The sequence below is a fragment of the Herbivorax alkaliphila genome (assembly GCF_030848475.1).
Lineage (GTDB): Bacteria > Bacillota > Clostridia > Acetivibrionales > Acetivibrionaceae > Herbivorax.
Map to the genome: position 1 here is coordinate 1 of NZ_JAVDDS010000058.1, position 20,740 is coordinate 20,740.

Annotated in this window: 14 protein-coding genes; 3 read left to right on the forward strand and 11 right to left on the reverse strand. The window is 32.3% G+C overall.

Features of this window, described 5'->3' with window-relative positions; all coding sequences use genetic code 11:
* From RBH29_RS15345 to RBH29_RS15365, 5 genes are all read right to left on the reverse strand, one after another.
* A partial coding sequence (locus RBH29_RS15345; protein ID WP_306697831.1) for a heavy metal translocating P-type ATPase occupies positions 1–1,467 on the reverse strand: 1,467 nt, incomplete at its 3' end.
* Between the two features lie 10 nt (positions 1,468–1,477).
* On the reverse strand, positions 1,478–1,846 hold the full coding sequence (locus RBH29_RS15350; protein WP_306697832.1) for an ArsR/SmtB family transcription factor: 369 nt from the start codon (positions 1,844–1,846) through the stop codon (positions 1,478–1,480).
* 258 nt (positions 1,847–2,104) lie between these two features.
* Positions 2,105–2,365 carry a hypothetical protein gene (locus RBH29_RS15355; protein ID WP_306697834.1) on the reverse strand — a complete coding sequence of 87 codons (261 nt, stop codon included), beginning with the start codon at positions 2,363–2,365 and terminating at the stop codon, positions 2,105–2,107.
* A gap of 107 nt (positions 2,366–2,472) precedes the next feature.
* Positions 2,473–4,641, reverse strand: coding sequence for a peptidase domain-containing ABC transporter (locus RBH29_RS15360; protein ID WP_306697835.1), 2,169 nt, complete (start codon positions 4,639–4,641; stop codon positions 2,473–2,475).
* A gap of 12 nt (positions 4,642–4,653) precedes the next feature.
* Positions 4,654–6,180, reverse strand: a complete 1,527-nt coding sequence (locus tag RBH29_RS15365) for a radical SAM/SPASM domain-containing protein (RefSeq protein WP_306697836.1) — start codon at positions 6,178–6,180, stop codon at positions 4,654–4,656.
* Between the two features lie 402 nt (positions 6,181–6,582).
* On the opposite strand from RBH29_RS15365, the gene RBH29_RS15370 reads away from it, so the two are divergent.
* Both RBH29_RS15370 and RBH29_RS15375 read left to right on the forward strand, forming a co-directional pair.
* Positions 6,583–6,750: a hypothetical protein gene (locus tag RBH29_RS15370; RefSeq protein ID WP_306697837.1), complete on the forward strand. Its 168-nt coding sequence runs from the start codon at positions 6,583–6,585 to the stop codon at positions 6,748–6,750.
* Between the two features lie 251 nt (positions 6,751–7,001).
* Entirely contained in the window at positions 7,002–8,771 is a 1,770-nt protein-coding gene (locus tag RBH29_RS15375; RefSeq protein WP_306697839.1) for a lytic transglycosylase domain-containing protein, read from the forward strand.
* Here the strand turns inward: RBH29_RS15375 and RBH29_RS15380 are convergent, their stop codons facing one another.
* From RBH29_RS15380 to RBH29_RS15390, 3 genes are all read right to left on the reverse strand, one after another.
* Positions 8,772–9,716, reverse strand: coding sequence for a DUF4846 domain-containing protein (locus tag RBH29_RS15380; RefSeq protein WP_306697840.1), 945 nt, complete (start codon positions 9,714–9,716; stop codon positions 8,772–8,774).
* 185 nt (positions 9,717–9,901) lie between these two features.
* Entirely contained in the window at positions 9,902–10,363 is a 462-nt protein-coding gene (locus tag RBH29_RS15385) for a GyrI-like domain-containing protein (RefSeq protein ID WP_306697842.1), read from the reverse strand.
* Between the two features lie 228 nt (positions 10,364–10,591).
* Positions 10,592–14,383, reverse strand: a complete 3,792-nt coding sequence (locus RBH29_RS15390; RefSeq protein ID WP_306697843.1) for an Ig-like domain-containing protein — start codon at positions 14,381–14,383, stop codon at positions 10,592–10,594.
* A gap of 330 nt (positions 14,384–14,713) precedes the next feature.
* Between RBH29_RS15390 and RBH29_RS15395 the strand changes: the two genes are divergently transcribed.
* A complete protein-coding gene (locus tag RBH29_RS15395) occupies positions 14,714–16,804 on the forward strand; it encodes an ATP-binding protein (protein ID WP_306697844.1) in 2,091 nt (696 codons plus the stop codon).
* An 11-nt stretch (positions 16,805–16,815) separates the two neighbouring features.
* On the opposite strand, the gene clpB is transcribed toward RBH29_RS15395, so the two are convergent.
* From clpB to RBH29_RS17890, 3 genes are all read right to left on the reverse strand, one after another.
* The gene (gene clpB / locus RBH29_RS15400) at positions 16,816–19,404 is read right to left on the reverse strand and encodes an ATP-dependent chaperone ClpB (RefSeq protein WP_306697845.1); all 2,589 of its coding nucleotides are present in this window, start codon (positions 19,402–19,404) and stop codon (positions 16,816–16,818) included.
* Positions 19,405–19,425: 21 nt separating this feature from the next.
* Positions 19,426–20,361, reverse strand: a complete 936-nt coding sequence (locus RBH29_RS15405) for a DnaJ C-terminal domain-containing protein (RefSeq protein ID WP_306697846.1) — start codon at positions 20,359–20,361, stop codon at positions 19,426–19,428.
* A gap of 208 nt (positions 20,362–20,569) precedes the next feature.
* On the reverse strand, positions 20,570–20,740 hold a 171-nt coding region (locus RBH29_RS17890), incomplete at its 5' end, for a serpin family protein (protein ID WP_373463347.1).

The window sequence follows — 20,740 nt, forward strand, 5'->3', positions numbered from 1 at the left end:
CTCGTATTTAACATTAAGGGAATTCATAAGCTTTGTATTGCCTGCATATATATTAGAATCTTTTACTTTTGCTTTTATCCCCATACCTGAAATTTCTTCATAGCTGTCAATTCGATTTTTATCTATTTTTTCTCCGTAGGCCTTTTTTATCGATTCTGCTATTGGGTGAGTTGAGTATTCTTCTGCCAAAGCTGCATATTCTAATAAAGCATCTTTACTAAAGCTATTTTTAGGATATATTCCTACAACTTTAAAAACTCCCTTTGTAAGTGTACCTGTTTTATCAAATACAATGGTATCAACATTGTTTAAGGCTTCTAAATAGTTTCCTCCCTTTATCAAAATACCATTTTTAGACCCACTTCCTATACCTCCAAAAAAGCCTAGGGGTATGGAAATAACAAGGGCACACGGACATGAAATCACTAAAAACACCAGACTTCTATACAACCACTGTGAAAATGTAGCTTCTTGAATAATAAGAGGAGGTATTATTGCTAATACAGCGGATATACCCACAACTGCTGGTGTATAGTATCTTGCAAACTTTGTTATGAATTTTTCTGTAGAGGCTTTCCTTCCTGCTGCATTTTCCACAAGATTTAGTATCTTAGAAACTGTGGACTCTTCAAATTTTTTTGTAACTTTAACTCTTAAAATACCACTTTTATTTATAAAACCTGAAAGAATGCCAGCTCCTTTTTTAACCATTTTAGGTGCAGACTCACCTGTAAGTGCAGAAGTATCTACTACTGATTTTCCATCAACTATTTCTCCATCTAAAGGAACTCTTTCACCAGGCTTAATTAATATTATATCTCCCTTTTTTACTTCTTTAGGAGATACTTTTTTAGTTGTCTTTTCTAAGACAAGATTAGCATAATCTGGTCTTATATCCATAAGTTGAGTAATTGACTTTCTTGAACGATTAACTGCAATGTCCTGAAAAAGTTCACCTACCTGATAAAAGAGCATAACAGCAACAGCTTCAGGATATTCTCTAATTGCAAAAGCACCTATTGTTGCAATTGTCATAAGAAAATTTTCATCAAATATTTTACCTTTTGAAAGATTTTTAATTGATTTTAAAACAACATCTCCGCCAATTAAAATATAACTTATTAAATATATTCCAAAGTTTAACCAGTATTGAAAATTGAATATTAATGCTGTAAAAAAAAACAAAGCTCCTATTATAAGCCTTGCAATCCTTATTTTATCCAACTTTAATTCTTTTTTATCTTTTTCTTCTACAACTTTTATCCCAGTCTCAATACTTGTTGCAACTTTTTTTATTTTGTCCTTAATTTCTTTATATTGATAACTTTTATCAAACTCCAAAACTAGTTTTTTAGTTACAAAATTTATTGAAACATATTTAATACCTGAAATTTTTTTAATCTGTTCTTCAATTTTAAATGCACAATCAGCACAATTCAACCCCTCTAAAAACAATTCTTTTTTCATATAAAACCCCTCACTTTTCAGTTACATGCAAAAGTCCAGTATCAAAAATCTGCTTTATATGTTCATCATCTATTGAGTAATAAACAACTTTTCCTGCTCTTCTATATTTAACCAACCTAGATTGCTTTAAAATCCTGAGCTGATGAGATATAGATGAATGTGTCATATTTAAAAGAAAGGCAATATCACATACGCACATTTCGCACCTAATCAACGCACATAGTATTTTTATCCTTGTACTATCTCCAAAAACCTTAAAAAAATCTGCTAAATCATATAAATTTTCTTCTTTTGGCATAGTTTTTTTAACTTTATTAACTATATCTTCATGTATAACATTACAATCACACTTATCAAATTCTTTTGTTTTATCAGTCATCTTTTGTCCTCCTTTTAAATATGAATATATGATTATATATTCATATTATACTTTGTTTTTTTGCCTAGGTCAAGAAAATTTGCTGATTCAATTATTTTTTTTAGCACAAAAAAAGAGGGACAAGTTGTCCCCTTCAGCTTTTATCTAAAGTGAACTCGTTTAGCTAAAGCTAAACATCGAGGCTCCACCTGAAGATTTATAAGAGCAACTCCACCTTGTAGAAGGTGGAGTCTAAGAATAAAATAAATTTAGTTAATATTAATCAAAATCTGGCATAATTCCGTACAATGGTATCATTTCTTCAGGTTCTTCAATAGGCTTTAAAACATCTTCAGGTGGAACTCCATACATCGGTGCTACACCATATTCTGGAGCAACTATTCCATACTTAGGAGTAATTACAGGTCTGCGAAAACCACATTTTTGACTTCTATTGCGAAATTGTTTACCCCCGGTCATTTCCATAAGTTGTTCATCTGTCATCTCCACACCGACATTTAGCTTTTTCTTCTTTGACATATTTTCACCCCCTCTATTATGTAATTAGTTTATTACATAATTCACAAAAAACACTTTTCTATTATATATGGCTTTTTGTAAAATACTGCCCTTAACATTATTTTTATTTAAAAGACATGCCCTTCATATTGAGCCCACATATTGTGATAGTATCCTTTTGAGTTTATTAACTCATTATGATTTCCACTTTCAATGATTTCCCCATTTTTCATTACATGTATTTTATTGCAATTTACAACTGTACTTAGTCTATGAGCTATAACAATTACAGTAATCCCTTTGCTTATCGTATATAATGTCTTTTTAATTTCATTTTCTGTCACTGTATCAAGATTACTTGTTGCCTCATCCATAATTATTATATCCGGCCTTGTAATTAATGCCCTTGCTATTGCAATTCTCTGTTTTTGACCTTCTGACAGATTAACTCCATTTTCTTGAAGTAAGTTGTCATACCCTAAAGGTAATTCTTCAATAAATTCATGAGCTTTAGCTCTTTTTGACGCTTCAATTACTTTTTCCAACTCTATATCATCAATCCCAAGACAAATGTTTTCTTTTACAGTACCACTAAATATAAATACATCCTGTGAGATAAAAGCAATTTTTCTTCTTAAAACCTGTAGTGAAATATCTTTTATGTTTTTGGCTGATATTAAAACTTCCCCCTTTTCAGGCGTATAAAAATTCATTAAAAGTTTTGCTAGGGTGGTTTTACCTGAACCACTCTCACCTACTAATGCTACTTTTTGACCTTTTGGTATAAAAAGATTTATATTTTTTACTGCCAATTTTCTCGTACCATAACGAAAATCAATATTTTTAAATTCAATATCCCCATCTAAAGAATCAACTTGAGTTGTTCTATCATTGTTGTAGCTTTTTTCCTTCTCCAACTCTAATATTTCACCTAACCTGTTTGACGCCACTATCGCAGTTTGTATAAGTGGTTGAAGATCAATAAGACTTCTTATTGGAGAAAGAAAGTATACTAAAAGGGCATTAAAAGCTAGAAGATCTCCAGAGCTCATTTCACCGTTAATAATTTTATAAGCTCCTATCCACAATATCAATATTCCTCCTATTCCTGCAACAATGCCGGTTAAAGAGGATAGATTTATCATAATTTTACTGCCTTTAAAAGTACTTGCCATATACTTGTCCATTTTATTTTTTGTTTTTTTTATGGTTTTGTGCTCGGCTGTATAAGCTTTTATTGCTTCAATTCCCTTTATAGACTCTACAACAGTTGATGTAAGCTGAGCATTATTTTCCATTATTGTTCTGTTGATTTTCTTTATTGGTCTGTTAAAGCAAACCACAATTATACCGTAGAAGATAGCTATGATAACCGCTACAAAAAACAAGAAAGCGTTTTGATTGTATAATAAAATTCCTCCTGCAATAACCATAATTGTGTCAATCATAATTGTAAGTGTTACACCTGAAACAGCCTCTCTTATTTTTGAAGCATCAAGAAATCTTGAAATTATTTCACCTGTTTTTCTTGAGCTAAAAAAATTCATTGGCAACTTGAGTACATGTGAGTAGTAATCCATCATAAGTGTTTTATCAATTTTTATGCTTAATTTTGCAAGCAAAAAACTTCTATAATAGCTCATAAAAATTTGTATTAACAAAATAGCACAAAATCCAAAAGAAACCATATGTAAATTATTAAGATTTTCTGATTCTAGAACATAATCAAAAATGTATTTAATGTAGAACGCACTTAAAAGTCCAAGTCCAGTATAAACTAAAGATGCAATAAATATTATCATCATGGTAAGTTTTAATGGTTTAATAAGGTAAAGAAAACTTTTTAACATTCCTTTTGAGTAATTGCCCTTCTCAAAGAACTGACCCGGCTCTAATAAAATCAAACCTCCAGTCCAACAATATTCAAACTCATCAAAAGTGTACTTTACAATACCCTTTGCAGGATCGCCAATAACAATATAATCTTTTTTTATATTGTATATTATGACAAAATGCAATAGTGTATTGTCATCAATAATATGTGCAATAGCAGGAAATTTTAAATCCTGTGAAATATCTTTCATCTCGCATTTAAAACCTTTTGCTTCAAAACCTAAGTTTTTTGCAGCTTTAATCAGTCCATAGGCGTTTGTACCTTCGGTATCAGTTCCTGCCATTTCACGAATTTTAGTTATTGAAATGTTAAGTCCATAATATTTAGAGATACTTGCTAAGCAAGCAGCACCACAATCAGTAATGTCATGCTGCTGAATGCATACATATCTTTTTTTTAGCATTTTCATCTTCCCCTAAGATACATTGTTTATTAAATAATTGTAAAAATCATCACTCTTTTCAACAAAGCTCTTATATTTCTTTCTTCCTTCATTAAGAACTTTTAATGCTTCTTCTTTTCTATTGTTTTGACTTAAAAGTACAGCTAAATCAAAATAAGGATCTGTAAAATTTTCATCTGACAAACTTATGGCTCTTTCGAGAAACTTTATCCCCTCTTCTACATCCTTTAATTTCCATAGAGAAAGCCCCATTCCTTTATTTGCATATGCATCATCAGGTGCTTTTTTTAATACTTTTCCATTGACAGTTTTAGCATCTTCATAATTTTCAAGCATAAAGCTTATAAAACCATAAAATTTTAACAACTCCAAATCATCCGGTTCTTTTTCTATTGCCTTTGAAAGAACTATTTGTGCAAGCTGAAAGTTGTCATTTTCACAAAACTTTTTTGCCTTTTCAATCAAAGTATCAAAATCATCTATTTTTTCTAATTGCCTTTTGGCTTTTGTCACAGCAACATTGTATGAACAGTATTGGTTTTCAGAAAACACATCTTTATTCATAGTAAGTCGGGTATTAGCACATCCACCAAGACATTGATTTCCAAAAACACACTTTTTACAAACTCCATCCAACTTATTTTTAGTAAGATTTCTGTTCCAAGTAAAACTTTCTGGATCATTCCATATATCAACAACACTTCTTTTTCTAATATTTCCCTCTATAAATTTTCTATCACGGACAGAGGTACACCCTAAAATATCACCATTATGTAAAATTCCAAGATTATACTTTCCTGCTCCACATCCAGTCCATGAGTATTCATGTCCAAGGCTTTTCTTCCTAACTTCCATCTCTTTTGCATTATAGTATCCAATACAGTCTGCAAGCTGAATATTTATTTTGCTGCCCTCTTTAACTGTTTTGTATGAAAAATCTATAATTTCATCAACATGATGAGGAGCTGCCACTAAATCACTTATTTTTGCCATATTCCCCATAGGAAGTGCAAGCTGCAATTGCCAGCCCTTTACACCTTTTTCAATTAGAATATCTCTAAGAACAGGAAGCTCTTTTAAATTGATATTATTTATGGTGGTAATTGCTGAATAGCTAATTTTCTTGTTTTTTAAGATATCAAAAGCATTCATTATTCTTTTAAAAGAACCTTTTTTTCGAATATAATCATGAGTTTCTAAGAGTCCATCTACACTTATAGCAATTGTATTAATTCCAGCTTCTACAGCCATATCTGCTATTTCTTCATTTATAAGCCATCCATTAGTAATAATATTAGGAATTATGCCGTTTTTATTTAATTCTTTGGCAATTAAATGCCAATCCTTTCTGGTAGTTGGTTCCCCTCCCGATAAAGTTATCCATTTAAAACCCAGCTTGCCTAAATCACCGCAAAGATTTAAAGCTTCTTTTGTGGTAAGTTCACCTTCCAAAGCATTCTCACAACTTGAACCACAATGCTTGCATCTCATGTTACAGCCCATTGTTATCTCCCACACAGCTGTTATAGGATTGTTCATAAAATAACACACTCCTCTTATTGTAAAATTATAAAAAATATACATTTTCAAATAAACAAAGGTGTAATCAGGATAAATAACTTATACTAAACAAAAAAGATTGGTAAAAAGATAGCTACATTTTTAAGTATACTTATATTTTATTATATTTTGCTTAAATTAGCAAGAATTGACCTTAATCAGGGTGTATATAATAAATAACGTCCACCCCCTTAATTACAGGAGTTCATACACTATAACGTTTTAAAATATGAAGTGAACTCGTTTATCTAAAGCTAAACATAGAGGCTTCAGGTGGAGTCTTAGTATAAAATAAATATTTTGTAACACTTATAACTCCACTGGAATAGTATATATTGTGAATTCAAACAAATCAATTTTATATTGAAAGGAGTACACAATATGTCATATGATGAAAGAGTAGCACCTGGAGCAGTAGCAGCAGCAGGTACAGGAGGACTTTTTGCAGGACCTTTCGGCATCTTATTTATTATTTTGATTATCATCATTCTTTTACCTCTAATGGGACTTGGAGGCATTGGAGGATGTGGAAGTTTTGCACATGAATAAAATCAATACCTAAAACATTTGAGTACTTAAAACTTTGCCACAAATATTAAAATATTTGTGGCAATTTTTTAATTCTACAAATTTTTTGTCTTTTATACTCCCATTTATGAATAAAATGTGTTAGTATATCTTATGTATTTATTTTTATATGGCAATGTATAATGCTGTTTTTAGGTAATATTTCATAAACGACATTTTTTGCTTTTGTAATTATAAAATCTGTTAAAACTTATGAAAGGAATAATAATTTTATGAAAATTAAATTACTAATAGGTGCTTTAGTAATATTAACTATTTTTAGTGGGGCATTCTATTACTATTATACTAATAAACACAATACCCAGAGATACAATACTGAGCTGGATGATTTGGTTGCTGAAAATGGCACATATGAACCTGACAATTCACTTGATATAATAAAACTTTTACTGGACGTTCAAAGTGGCAGAGAACAAGTGCGAGATGAGTTTCTTTTAAAATTATCAGAAAATCAAAATGTAATAGGCTATTATGCAAACACTATTTTAGCCAGAAGTCATGATATAAAAAATAAAGATGCCATAAAATTTTATGAAACCGCTTTAAAATTATATCCAACAAATGATGTACGATTTGATTTTGCATCATTTTTAGAAAGAAATGACAAGGAGCAAGAAGCTATAGATGAATATTTAAAAATACTTCCACAAGAAAGAGCCTTAGAAGCACTAACTAGTTTAGAAGCAGATTATAAAGTAATATGTGAAGCATTAATAGATACAAACAGCTGGGAAACTCTCGAAAATTTCACTGAAAACAGAATGGAAATCGATTCTGACATGATAAAATATTATGCCAGAGCACTTTTTGAGCAACAAGAATATACAAAAGCCATACCAATATTGGAAACTCTTTATGCATCCAATGCAGATGATAATGAGGTAGGATGGTGGTATGGAAGAGCTTTAGAACTCACCGAACAAATAGAAGAGGCAAAAGAAATATATTCCTCTACAGGTTCAAAAGGAGCCTATCGTTTAGGACTTCTTCTTGAAGGTGAAAATGCAACTGATTCTGCTCTAGAAGCTTTTCGTAGTAGCAATGAAGCCGTTTCCCTATGGAGGGCTGCACGCATGAAAGAACAAAGAGGCATGGTAGAAAGTGCATTAGAAATCTATATTGAAATAACCGAGTTTGAAAGTTCCTACCAAGACGATGCAGCCTACAGGGCTTATATACTCTCTGAAAGACTGGGAAAAAACACTGATGGTTTGTTGGAAATATTATCAGAACACCCGTCTTGGGCAAAAAGAATCCAAGAGGATTATTCTTGGGATGACATTGTAGAAATCAACTATGAAAAGCCTGAATTTCTTGAAATGGTTGAACTATATGAAGAAAATGGACTTGAAAATATATCTGAAATTGAACTGTCAATTGGAAGCAATCATGCTAGTGTAGAAGAAAAGCTTGCCCTTGGAGATTGGTATCTTGAAAAAGATGACATTTACTGGTCTGTAGTTTGGGGACTTCGTTCTTTAACAGACAAGCCTAATAGACACGGTTATCAACTTGCACACCCTCGTCCATTTGAAGAGCATGTGAAAAAATCATCTGAAAAATATAATGTTGAACCCAATTTAATCTGGGCTGTTATGAGAGAAGAAAGCTATTATAGACCTGATGTTACTTCTTGGGCTGGTGCCATAGGACTTATGCAAATTATGCCAGCTACTGGTCAGGATATAGCTTCTACATTAGATATGACAATTGAAGACAGTGACCTCAAAAATCCAGAAATAAATATAGAGTTTGGTACATTTTATATTCGTTCTATGCTGGATATGTTTTCAGAAGATGTAGATAAAGCCTTAGCAGCCTATAATGGAGGACCAGGCAATGTATATAGTTGGGCCGAAAGTACTCTTGGAACTACAAAAGAAGACTTTCCAACAGCAATTACATTTTTTGAGACCCAACAATATATAACAAAAGTTAAAGATTCTTATTATGTTTATGAATGGCTTTATGGAGATGAATAATCAATCATCAAATCTCATGAGTTGATCATCATAAAATGTCCATTCAGGAGTTGAAAGAACTTCGCCAAAATTTATACTATACCAAGGACTTATAGAGTCATCTGTATTGTTTTTTAATACGTGTATATCCTGTGCTGGCATGTAACTTTGAGCTATCATAAAAAGCTTTTCGCCAGTCTCAATATTTTTAGCCATATCCACAACAATTACACAGTGACCGGGCAAAGGCCCTTTCATAAATACATCACCTATCTGCATATCTTCAACATCTATACTTTTAAGTTCCTGTTCCAAAGTTACAGTATTTGCATATGAAAACACCATCTCAAGATATTTCCTAAAGCTTTCGTATTCGTTTGAATACTCTGCTCTGTGTACCCAATATGCATTATTTCCCTCAACTACAATTCTATTCCCTTCCATCCATGTGGCATAATCTGCAATAAATCCATTGACATAAGTAGATTGAATTCTGTCATAGTGTCCTTTTGCATAAAGATACTCTGCACGCAATCGTCTGACTGCATCTGCACACTGTTGAAGATTTCTATCTCCTATATCCATATCTATAACAGCTTCATGTACATTTCTTGGTTTTTCTCTTCCATCATAAAATAATACAGGAGAACCATGAGGTTTTAAAGGCAAAGTTCTTAAATATTCTTCAAAAGTCCCCTCTTCTACAGAAACTCTCTCAAATCCCTCTGGAGGCAAAAAGCGCTCAGAAATTTTTCCACCTTGAACATTTACTATTTCAAAAACCTCTTCATTTTCTTTTTCTTTATCTTCATAGCTTTCAGAAGTGTCATCTGTTAAAGTATTTGACAACTCATCATTCCCTAAATCCTGATTATCAAAATTAAAGATTCTGGTCACACCATATACACCAACAAAGACAATAATTACACTTAAAATAATAAAAGTTAATATTTTTTTTATTTTCATAGATACTCCTTTTTTAAAAGCATTTTGACATTCAATACTCGTCACCTATATTTTTCATTGTACTAAATTTATACAAAAATATCAATAACTATTCTTTAAAATGCAACTAAAGAATAGTTATTGATATTTTTTCTAACACTCCACCTGAAGCTTCGATGTTTAGCTTTAGCTAAACGAGTTCACTATTAGTCTTTGAGTAAAAATACAATTTTTGTTAGAAGCTCGCTTTCAGGTACATCCATTGGAGAATTATAATAAACTTCATACACCACTCCTGTAGGTTCATATCCATTTTCTTCTATCCACTTTGTCATAGCATTGTATACAGCCTCAGAATCCTTATATGGTCCTTTGTGCATACAGGTTGCTTTTTTTCCAGCCGGAATCTCATTTGCCTTTATATCTCCCTTTTCAGGTAGTGCCTTTGAAACAGGAAAACCCAGTTCTACCTGCAAATTTTCCATATCCATATTATAATAAATTGCAAAGGGTGCGTCAGCTGGCTCTTCTCCTAGCTCTTTAAGTCTTTCTAAAATCATCAGATAAGCTCTTCCACATTCCTGTGGCAAATTATCCACTGAAGTCACTTTCTTTATAGAAAGTACAGGCTGAGTAGGTGTTTTTTCAATCTCAATTTTAAAATTCATAACAAATGCCTCCTATTATATAATTTATCTTATTGTATCATTGTAAATGTGACATCTGTATGTCATATTTGCTATGAAAATATTATAAATTATATAAAACTAAAGAATTTGACCTATTAACAATAGACCAAATTCTTTAGTTTGCTTAATTATTCTGTGATTTGGGAAAATTTATAATTTCTCAGTAGCATTATAATTCTTTAATAGCTAATTGCATTTTTAAGTAGATTAATTAGCCTCATCTTCTGTTACTGTTATTTCAATTTCATCACTGTTAACATTTCCTGCTGCATCGTAAGCATATACTTTAAAATGAATTATTCCTGTTTCTTCTGGAGTATTTCTATATCTATTTCTTGAGTCAAGTTCAACAGCCTCTCCATTTATTTCTGCCTCTACTTTTTCTACTCCTACATTATCCTCTGCACTTACTGTCAATGTAAATTGCTCTCCCACTGCAACAGTATTTGCTGTATAGCTTATCTCAATCTCTGGTGGTATTGTATCAGCTTCTACTTCAATTATATGACTTGCCGAAGCACTGTTTCCTGCCTCATCATATACTGTTACTTCTACTACAACTTCTTCTACATCCTCAGATGCCATATAATATCTGTTTCTTGAGTCAAGTTCAACAGACTCTCCATTTACTTCTGTCTCTACTTTTGTCACTCCTACATTATCTGTAGCATTTATCCTTATCATAAATTGTTCGTTTTGCAGAACAGTTTCTGGGGCTGTTATTGTTACTTCTGGCGGAATGGTATCTTCTTTTACTGTTATTGTATGGCTTTCAGTACTTTCATTTCCTGCTGCATCGTAAGCACTTACAACAATAACTATATCTTCTAATCCTTCTGCCTTCAATGAGAAGTTTCTGTTTATACTAAACTCAATAGATTCTCCATTTACTTCTGCCTCTACTTTTTCTACTCCTACATTGTCCTCTGCATTTATCCTTACTGTATATGTATCATTTTCTAATACTTCATTTGGAGCTGTTATTGTTACTTCTGGGGGCGTAGTATCTTCTGTTACTGTTATTGTATGACTTTCAGTATCAGAATTATTAGCACGGTCATATACTTTTACATTAAAAACGACTTCTCCTAAGCTTTCAGGAGCAAATGTATACTCCCTATCTCTATGAAGCTCCACAGATTCTCCATCTAACTCTGCTTCTATCTTTGTAACTCCTACGTCATCTTTTGCATTAACTATTATAGTAACCGTCTCATTTATAGCAACAGTTTCAGGAGCTTGAACTGTAACCTCTGGTGGCATATCTTCATTTACTGTTAATTTAGTCTCTGATAGAGCTGAATTTCCAGCTACATCAAATACTTCTACCTTAACATCAAATGTGCCTATTTCATTAGCCTCATAAAATGCGATACCAAAAGAGTCTAAGTATATAGGCTCACCGCCAACCGTTGCACTTATTTTATCAATTTCTACATTATCACTCATATTAGCTGTTATTCGAATAGTATCTCCAACTATCGCTGTGGACTTACTCAATGAAAGTCCCACTGTTGGAGGAGTGGTATCTTCCTCTACTGGTTCTTCATAATAGTCTTCTGCAAGTCCAGTAGACACAAGTGCAACTGCTGGCCTGCTTACCACTCCCTCCTTGTCTTTAGCTGTAAGCACAAATATATAGTGGCTGCCAAGAGGAAGTCTTTCTGGGAAAGTTCCATATGTCCATGTTTCTTCATCTATACTCTTCCACTTGTATTCTTTGGACACTATTCCCTTGTTTTCCTGATCTAGATAATCTAAATCATATGCATTTTCAGATACACTAATAATTGCTTCGGTTTCTTCTTCATTTAAAGAAACTCTCATATCTAACTCTGCCATAGGTCTATTATGTACTGTTACTTTTTGAGTGCTTTCATATAAAGGATTTTTGTCCTTTTTATTACTATAATGACAACTTAAATTTATTTCATATTCTCCAGATTTATTAAATACAGTTGCAGGCTGTTCAATATATGTGTCATTAAAATCAATTAATCCTTGATTGTTTTGATAAACTTCAGAATCATGTACATATCTCCACAAAACATCATAGTCCGGGTCATTTTTTGTTTCAGTACACGATTTTACATACACAACTCTTTGACCTGCTTCTAAATATTGGCCTATAGAATAGTCATTTTCTTCAAATATGTCTATAACATATTTTGCAAACACATCCATCTCTTCTTCTAGTTGCTCATTTAATACAAAAACCCCCTTACCTCCAGTACCTCTTATGGCATCTTTGTACTGACTCTCATTAGATTGGTTTCCTAGTGTATAAAAGTCTACTGATTTTTCAACCAGCTTGGCTGCAATGTTTGCAACTTTTTCATCTGAATTTAGTTCATATAAAGGCTCATCACTTAAATTTACAAGAATTCTCTCTGAATTGTCCCTCCATTCAAAATTATTAAGTGCATTTGTCAGACTTTCACCTACAATTGTTGACATTTCAATATTTTTAAATGTAAAGTATGACATCTGTGAGCACGCATGCCTTCTATGACTTGTAATTGGTCCAAAGCCAGAACCATAGCTGTCATTTGGAAGGTGATAATTGTCAATAATAAGTTCTCCATTATCCCAAAGTGTAATGCTTTCAGGATCAACCACTATCTTCCAGTGATGATTCTCATAAACATCCCCTATATCATATGTTCCAAGTAATCTTCCTGCATTCTCTACTAAGTTATAATGTCCATCTCTAAACATTGTTAAGTTAACCCCAGGAATTTCATTAAGTTTTAACCCTTGTTGAGTAATCAATAAGCAATACCCACTGAGTATATCATTTTCTATAGATGCGTTAAAAAGAAATCCTCCACCTTCCATGCTATGCCAATTTGTAGAATCTCTTTGTAAATCAAATGTAAAAGTTTTTTGAGTTTCATTTGTATCAGGGACAAAAAGAAAATCTTTAAATGCATCAACTGTATATCCTACCATTTGAATATCTCTTCCATCATATAAAATATGCTTCGGCATTGGATTTGGCCAGTTACGATTAGTAAATCTATCCACAAAATAATAATGATCATATTCTTCCCAATCAAACTTGTTTTTTGTTGTATATGTCTGGGAACTAATGGTTGATATATTAGCATCAATACCTGCTCTCTCAACTTTTTTTGTAAAATCATCAATTTTTCGGCTGTAAATATCTACTTTTTCGCCATCTGCTCTTCCCATGGTAAATACAACGTCAAGTTTTTTTGCTTTTTCAATCTCAAAATCTAATTCAGGAATTCTTACTGTTGGTGAAGAAACTCTTCGTTGTGCTGGTTGTGGAGCTGATCGTGATGTTGATGTTGGTGTTGGTGTTGGAGGTGGTTGAATTGGTGCTGGAGTTGGTGTTGGTTCTAGAATTTCAAGTTTTTCCAAAATAACATCCAGCATTTTTACAGCCTCTGCCCTTGTTGTATGCTGATATGGACGAAAAGTACCATCTTCATATCCTTGAACAACATCATGAGAAGCTAAAGCTTTAATACTGTATTCTGACCACACAGGAAATGTGTCTTCGTCTTCAAAAGTTATAACAGGATTACCTACAAAAAGCTCTACATTTAAAAGCCTCTGTGAAAAAACAGCTACTTCCTGCCTACTCATTTTATCATAAGGTCTGAATGTTTTATCTGGATACCCTTCAATGTATTTTTCAGAAACAGCAGAGGCTATAGCATTATAATACCATTTATCACTGTCAACATCTAAAAAATCACACTCTGCATCCTCATTCATCTGATCAAGTACATTGATAATCATAGCAGTAAATTCAGCTCTAGTTACTAATGCATCAGGTCTAAAAAGTTCATCATCATAACCCTTTACCCAATTTTTTTGAAGAAATTTCTCAATAACAGACTGACACCAATGACCTTCAATATCCTGAAAACTCCCCTTCTTCATTGCATAATTAACTGGTAATAAAGAAACCAATATGCAACAAAAAATTAGCAAAGCAATAATTCTTTGCTTTTTAATAAATTTCATATTTTCTACCTCCCCAAAATTAAAATAATACAATATATACTTGCTTTTTATGTTAACTCTATATCCGGATACCAAACTTCATACCCTGAAATTTAGAGTAGATTTTAGGGTGCTTACATTTAGACACCTAAATATCTTATTTTAGACCACTTAAATAATTAATTTTGCTACTATTGTAACTTTAATCAACAATTTTTTCAAGCTTTTAGCATGATTTTTCATTTAAATTTTAAAATGTATACCTTTTGTTTATAAATAAATTTTAAATTTATGACGATATGACTTTTATATGAAAAAATAATTTATAAATTTCCTAAGGAGCGTGATGAAATGAGTAAACGTAAAACTATAGGATTCATGATTGACGATATAAGTGGATCCTATCAGGCACCAATTTGGCTAAAATTAAAGGAACAAGCCGAAAAAATGAATTGTAATTTAATTGCCTTTAAAGGAAAAAGGTTAGGGCGTGAGACTCAATTTTCTTCAGAAAGACAACACAACTTCATATATAAGTTAATGGATAACCCTCACCTAGATGGACTTATTATTTTATCAGGTCCACAAATAAATTATATAGGTATAAACAAATTTATTGACTATTGTAAAAAAAACATTAACATTCCTTTAGTTTCTATTGGAATTGACATTCCAAACGCTTTAAACCTTTTAATAGACGGTAAGGCAGGTATCAAAAGCCTTGTTAATCATTTGATAACTGACCACAGTTATCAAAAAATAGGCTTTTTAAGAGGACCTGAAACTAACAGTGAAGCAAATGAGCGTTTTCAAACCTATTTAAATGTTCTTGAAGAAAATGATATCCCCGTCGATAAAAACTTGATTTTTAATGGGGATTTTGAATACGAGTCTGGCTATAAAATTGCAAATTATATATTGGTAAACAATGTAGATTTGGATGTGTTGGTATGTGCAAATGACAATATGGCTGCAGGTGTTATGAATGCTTTAAAAAATTTAAATTCAAACCATGATAACAGTTTTTTCGTTACTGGCTTTGATGATTCACCTATCCTTAAAAAATATAATTACCCTTTAACTACAGTCAGACAGCCTTATGATGAAATAATAGACAGTGCTCTAAATTATATTGTTAATGAAAATATATTTTTGGAAAAAACCATTTATTTCCCCGCAAAAGTAGTATTAAGAAATTCCTGCGGCTGTTCTTCTAATTCTTCTTTTCAAGACAATTTATCAATTAATCCTAATGAAAATATAAATGTTGAATATAAAATTCATGAATTACTACAAACTAATACTGTTGATGAGTTGTTTGAAAAAGTTTCTAGCTTGTTAAAGCTCTTTGAAATACAGAGTTGCTATATTGTTAAATACTCTGATGGTCCCATTATAAATCACAGTGACAATATTAACCTTTCTAAAACTTCTGAATTAATTTATGCTTATGACAATGAAAAGAGATTAGAAATAACTGATGACATAAAATACTTTAACACTTTAAATATACTACCTAAAGAATTAATAAATAAACAATCACAATATACACACCTTGTACAACCACTGTTTTTTAATAATGAACAATATGGTTATATAGTATTTCATGTTGTTAACAACGATGTGACAAGCTACGATTTATTAAGAGGTAACATTATAAACACTTTGAGAATTGCTTCTTTGATACAGGAAAACAATGAAAAGCAAAGCAAACTGCTTCGTAGTGAAAAACTAGCAGCATTAGGCGAAATATCCCGCGGTCTTGTTAACGTAGTTAAAAATCCTGCAAATAAAATTGTCTCTGACATTAAAGCCATAAATGAATTGCTAGACAATGTGAAAATCAAAAAAACTTTTCCCAGTAGTTGTATTGACGTTTTTGAATGTATTGAGAATATATTGATTAGCGGCAGAGAGTCGAGTAAAAACATTGTCAACATCTCTAATTCATTTAAAAAACAAACTCTTCATATGATAATGGATTCAACCCAAGTATTCAACATGACTGATATTGTAGATGAGCTTTCATTTTTAGATAACCCTAATAATTGCCAGTTTGATGTGTCTAATGATTTTGAAGACCAATTAGAAACTGATTACAACAAACTTAATTTTATTGTCTCAAGTATAGTTCAAAATGCAATTTATGCTTACAATGACATAAGTGGAAAAATTGAATTATCTATTTCTTCTAATAACAATAATTTATTAATACTTATAAAGGATTATGCCGGTGGTATTCCTGAAAAGATTAAAAATCAAATTTTTAAAAAATGTTTTATTGATGGAGAAAATGAAAATGGTATTGGAATAGGACTATTTGTATCTCATATTTTTACAAAGGATTATTTTTATGGTGATATAAACTTTGAAACTGAAGATGGCAAAGGAACAGTTTTTGAAATCAGTATCCCATTGAAATGGATAAAAAAGCACTCTTAATGAGTGCTTTTTTATGCAACTATTTTAAGCTCATTATCAGCTAAGTCAATTTTTATATCTTTTCCTTCACTTACATCACCTTTTATTATCATCTTTCCTATTTCTGTTTCAACAAACTTTTGTATATATCTTTTCACAGGTCTTGCTCCGAAAACTGGATTATATGACTTCTCTGCCATATACTCCTTAGCTGCTCTTGATACTGTAAGGCTTACCTGTCTGTCATCCAGTCTTTTTTGAAGATCTTTTAATGTAAGATCTATTATTTTTACTATCTCTTCTTTTATTAAAGGTTTAAAGGTTACAATCTCATCTATACGATTTAAAAACTCAGGTTTAAAATGAGCATTTAACCCTTCCATAACTTCTTCTCTTACGCCTTCATCTAATTCTCCATTTTCCTTAATTCCACTTAAAAGATGTTGACTACCAATGTTTGAAGTCATAATTACAACAGTGTTTTTAAAATCTACTGTCCTTCCCTGACTGTCAGTAAGACGTCCATCATCTAAAAGCTGCAACAGCACATTAAAAACTTCTGGGTGAGCTTTTTCAATTTCATCAAACAGTATTACACAATAAGGTTTTCTTCTCACTGACTCTGTAAGCTGTCCTCCCTCATCATACCCAACATACCCAGGAGGTGCCCCAATTAACCTTGCAACTGCATGCCTCTCCATATATTCAGACATATCAATTCTAACTACATTGTCATCACTGTCAAAAAGAGCATGGGACAGAGCTTTTGCAAGTTCTGTTTTTCCCACTCCAGTAGGTCCTAAAAAGATAAATGATCCTATTGGTTTTTCTGGATCTTTTAGTCCTGACCTTGCTCTTATAACAGAATCCGTCACAGCCTGCACTGCCTCATCCTGTCCTATAACTCGTTTGTGCAATGTTACATCAAGATTTAAAAGTTTATCTTTTTCGCTTTCAACAAGCTTTGTTACAGGAACACCAGTCCACCTAGAAATAATTTGAGCAATTTCTTCTTCCCCTACTTCTTCTTTTAACAAAACGCCTTTATTTGACTCTTTACGTTTTTTCTCATCCTCTAGCTGCTTTTGAAGTTCTGGAAGCTTCCCATGCTTTAAAACTGCAAGTTTATCAAGTTCATAGAGCCTTTCAGCTTCTTCTATCTGCCTTTTAACCTCTTCAATTTGCTCTTTTATATCCTTTTCTCTTTTTATATTTTCTTTTTCTAACTCCCACTGAGCCTTCATCTCGTCATATTTAACCTTTGCAATTGAAATCTCTTTTTCCAGTGCTGAAAGTCTGTTTTTTGAAACGTCATCATCTTCTTTTTTCAACGCCTGTTTTTCAATTTCAAACTGCATTATTTTCCTTGCTATCTCATCTAACTCAGTAGGCATACTGTCAATTTCTGTCCTTATCATGGCCGCTGCCTCATCCATTAGGTCTATAGCTTTATCTGGCAAAAATCTATCACTTATATATCTGTTTGACAGCGTAGAGCAGGCAATAATTGCACTATCCGTTATTCTCACACCATGGTGAATTTCAAAGCGTTCTTTAAGTCCCCTTAATATTGAAATTGTATCTTCCACTGTAGGTTGATCAATCATAATTGGCTGGAACCTTCTTTCAAGTGCTGCATCTTTTTCAATATATTTTCTATACTCATCTAAAGTAGTAGCTCCAATACATCTTAACTCTCCTCTTGCAAGCATTGGTTTTAATATATTACCTGCATCCATTGCTCCTTCTGCTTTTCCTGCACCAACAATATTATGAAGTTCATCTATAAATAGTATCGTCCTGCCTTTTGATTTGTTTATGTCATTTAAAACAGCTTTAAGCCTTTCTTCAAATTCCCCTCTATATTTTGCTCCTGCAATTAACGCCCCCATATCAAGGGCAAATATCGTCCTGTCCTTTAACCCCTCAGGAACATCACCTTTTAGTATTCTCTGGGCGAGCCCTTCTACAACAGCAGTCTTACCCACCCCTGGTTCTCCGATTAAAACAGGATTATTTTTTGTCCTTCTAGATAAAATTCTTATAGCTCTTCTAATTTCAGCATCTCTTCCAATTACCGGATCAAGCTTCCCTTCCCTTGCAAGTTCCACTAAATCACGTCCAAACCTCTTTAAAGCATCGTAAGTAGCTTCTGGGTTTTGAGAAGTAACCCTTTGATTGCTTCTAACCTTACTAAGTGCAGACATAAACTTTTCTAAAGTTATGCCATATCTTTTAAAAAGTTTATGTGACGGAGTATCCTTTTCTTTTAAAAGTGCCATATAAATGTGTTCTACACTTGTATAGTCATCTTTAAAACGCTTTGATTCACTTTGAGCATTTAGCATAACCTTAGTGAATCTCCTTGTTGCGTAAATATTAGAAGCTCCACTTCCCTGTACACTTGGGATTCTTTCAAGTTCTTTTTCTAAATCCTTTACGTACAGTTCTATATTATGCCCCATATAGCTTATAAGCTTTGGGATAATCCCATCTTCTTGAATTGCAAGGGCATAATGCATGTGCTCTCCATCTAGTTGTTGATGTCCCATCATTACTGCTATCTCTTGGGAAGCTCTAACTGCCTCTTGGGCTTTTTCCGTAAATTTTTCTAAGTTCATATTTTCCACCTCCACTCAAAGCTAAGTTTTGTTAGTTATTTTATTAAATTCTTCAAAAAGTTTTTTCATTTCAGAAGTTATTCTTTTTGGATTAACAATCCTAACCTTTATATACAAATCTCCTCTTTTGCCGTTTTTATCAATATAACCTTTTTTGCCTATCCTTATTTTACTATCTGTTTGTATTCCTTCTGGTATTTTTATTTTTATTCTGCCATCCAATGTATTTACAGGCATTTCACCACCTAGTGCAGCTGTCCAAGGGAACACATCTAATGTGGTTGTTATATTATTTCCTTCTAAAGTATACCTTCCTTCTGGTTTTATTTTTACTACCAGAATCAAGTCTCCATTTTTACCTCCATTTATACCTTTCTCACCCTGACCTTTAAGCCGTATCTTCTCACCGTCTTTTACACCTTTAGGTACTTTGAAATTAAGCTTTTTCTCTGCTCTTCTGCCTCTTAAAGATATTAGTTTCTCAACTCCCTCATATCCTTCTTCCACTGTAATTTCTATTTGTGCTTCAACATCTTCTCCTTTGTGAGAGTAGCTTCTGCTTCTTCTACCAGTTGATTCACCTCCAAAAAAGCTACTAAAATCAAAGCCGCCATCTCCTCCAAAAAACATGTTAAAGAAATCACTGTATTCGTCTGCATTTCCTGTCCTGTATTCATATTTTACATTGTTCCCAAATCCATATTGGGAGGGGTCAAAATCATACCCATTTTGAAAATCATGCTGATTTCCAAAAGTATCATACTTCTTTCTTTTTTCTTCGTCACCTAAAACTTCATATGCTTCATTTGCTTCTTTGAATTTTTTCTCAGCTTCCTTATTGTCTTTATTTATATCCGGATGATATTTTTTTGCAAGCTTTCTATATGCTTTTTTTATTTCATCCTGTGTAGCATTTTTATCAACGCCTAAAACGTTGTAATAATCTTTATACTCCATAAATTACCCTCCTTTTTCTATTGCCTCAATACTTAACTTACCATGAATCTTTAATATGATAACATTTATTCATAATAAAATTTGACTTTGACTATCTCTGACCTTAAGTATATAATACTAGAAATTCTCAAAAAAATCAAGGAAAAAAATAAAGACAAGGGGACGGTTCTCTTGTCTTTATTTTACCCTGCCTTAATTAAAAGAAGTGTTATTCTATTGATGGATTCATCATTGTTCCGATAAATAGTGGCAAATTTGTATCATTATTAACAATTGCAAATACAAAGGGGCGATTAAATATAATGTATTCAGGCTCACCCCCTGTAAAAAGTGGAACGTCTGTTATTGCTACTGCTTCTGTACCGCTCTCATCAACCTG

What these genes read in the sequence shown, in the direction of transcription:
- RBH29_RS15360 (WP_306697835.1), bottom strand. Translation starts at nt 4,641, where the DNA reads ATGCTAAAAAAAAGATATGTATGCATTCAGCAGCATGACATTACTGAT.
- RBH29_RS15385 (WP_306697842.1), bottom strand. Translation starts at nt 10,363, where the DNA reads ATGAATTTTAAAATTGAGATTGAAAAAACACCTACTCAGCCTGTACTT.
- RBH29_RS15395 (WP_306697844.1), top strand. Translation starts at nt 14,714, where the DNA reads ATGAGTAAACGTAAAACTATAGGATTCATGATTGACGATATAAGTGGA.
- RBH29_RS15370 (WP_306697837.1), top strand. Translation starts at nt 6,583, where the DNA reads ATGTCATATGATGAAAGAGTAGCACCTGGAGCAGTAGCAGCAGCAGGT.
- RBH29_RS15365 (WP_306697836.1), bottom strand. Translation starts at nt 6,180, where the DNA reads ATGAACAATCCTATAACAGCTGTGTGGGAGATAACAATGGGCTGTAAC.
- RBH29_RS15390 (WP_306697843.1), bottom strand. Translation starts at nt 14,383, where the DNA reads ATGAAATTTATTAAAAAGCAAAGAATTATTGCTTTGCTAATTTTTTGT.
- RBH29_RS15405 (WP_306697846.1), bottom strand. Translation starts at nt 20,361, where the DNA reads ATGGAGTATAAAGATTATTACAACGTTTTAGGCGTTGATAAAAATGCT.
- clpB (WP_306697845.1), bottom strand. Translation starts at nt 19,404, where the DNA reads ATGAACTTAGAAAAATTTACGGAAAAAGCCCAAGAGGCAGTTAGAGCT.
- RBH29_RS15375 (WP_306697839.1), top strand. Translation starts at nt 7,002, where the DNA reads ATGAAAATTAAATTACTAATAGGTGCTTTAGTAATATTAACTATTTTT.
- RBH29_RS15380 (WP_306697840.1), bottom strand. Translation starts at nt 9,716, where the DNA reads ATGAAAATAAAAAAAATATTAACTTTTATTATTTTAAGTGTAATTATT.
- RBH29_RS15355 (WP_306697834.1), bottom strand. Translation starts at nt 2,365, where the DNA reads ATGTCAAAGAAGAAAAAGCTAAATGTCGGTGTGGAGATGACAGATGAA.
- RBH29_RS15350 (WP_306697832.1), bottom strand. Translation starts at nt 1,846, where the DNA reads ATGACTGATAAAACAAAAGAATTTGATAAGTGTGATTGTAATGTTATA.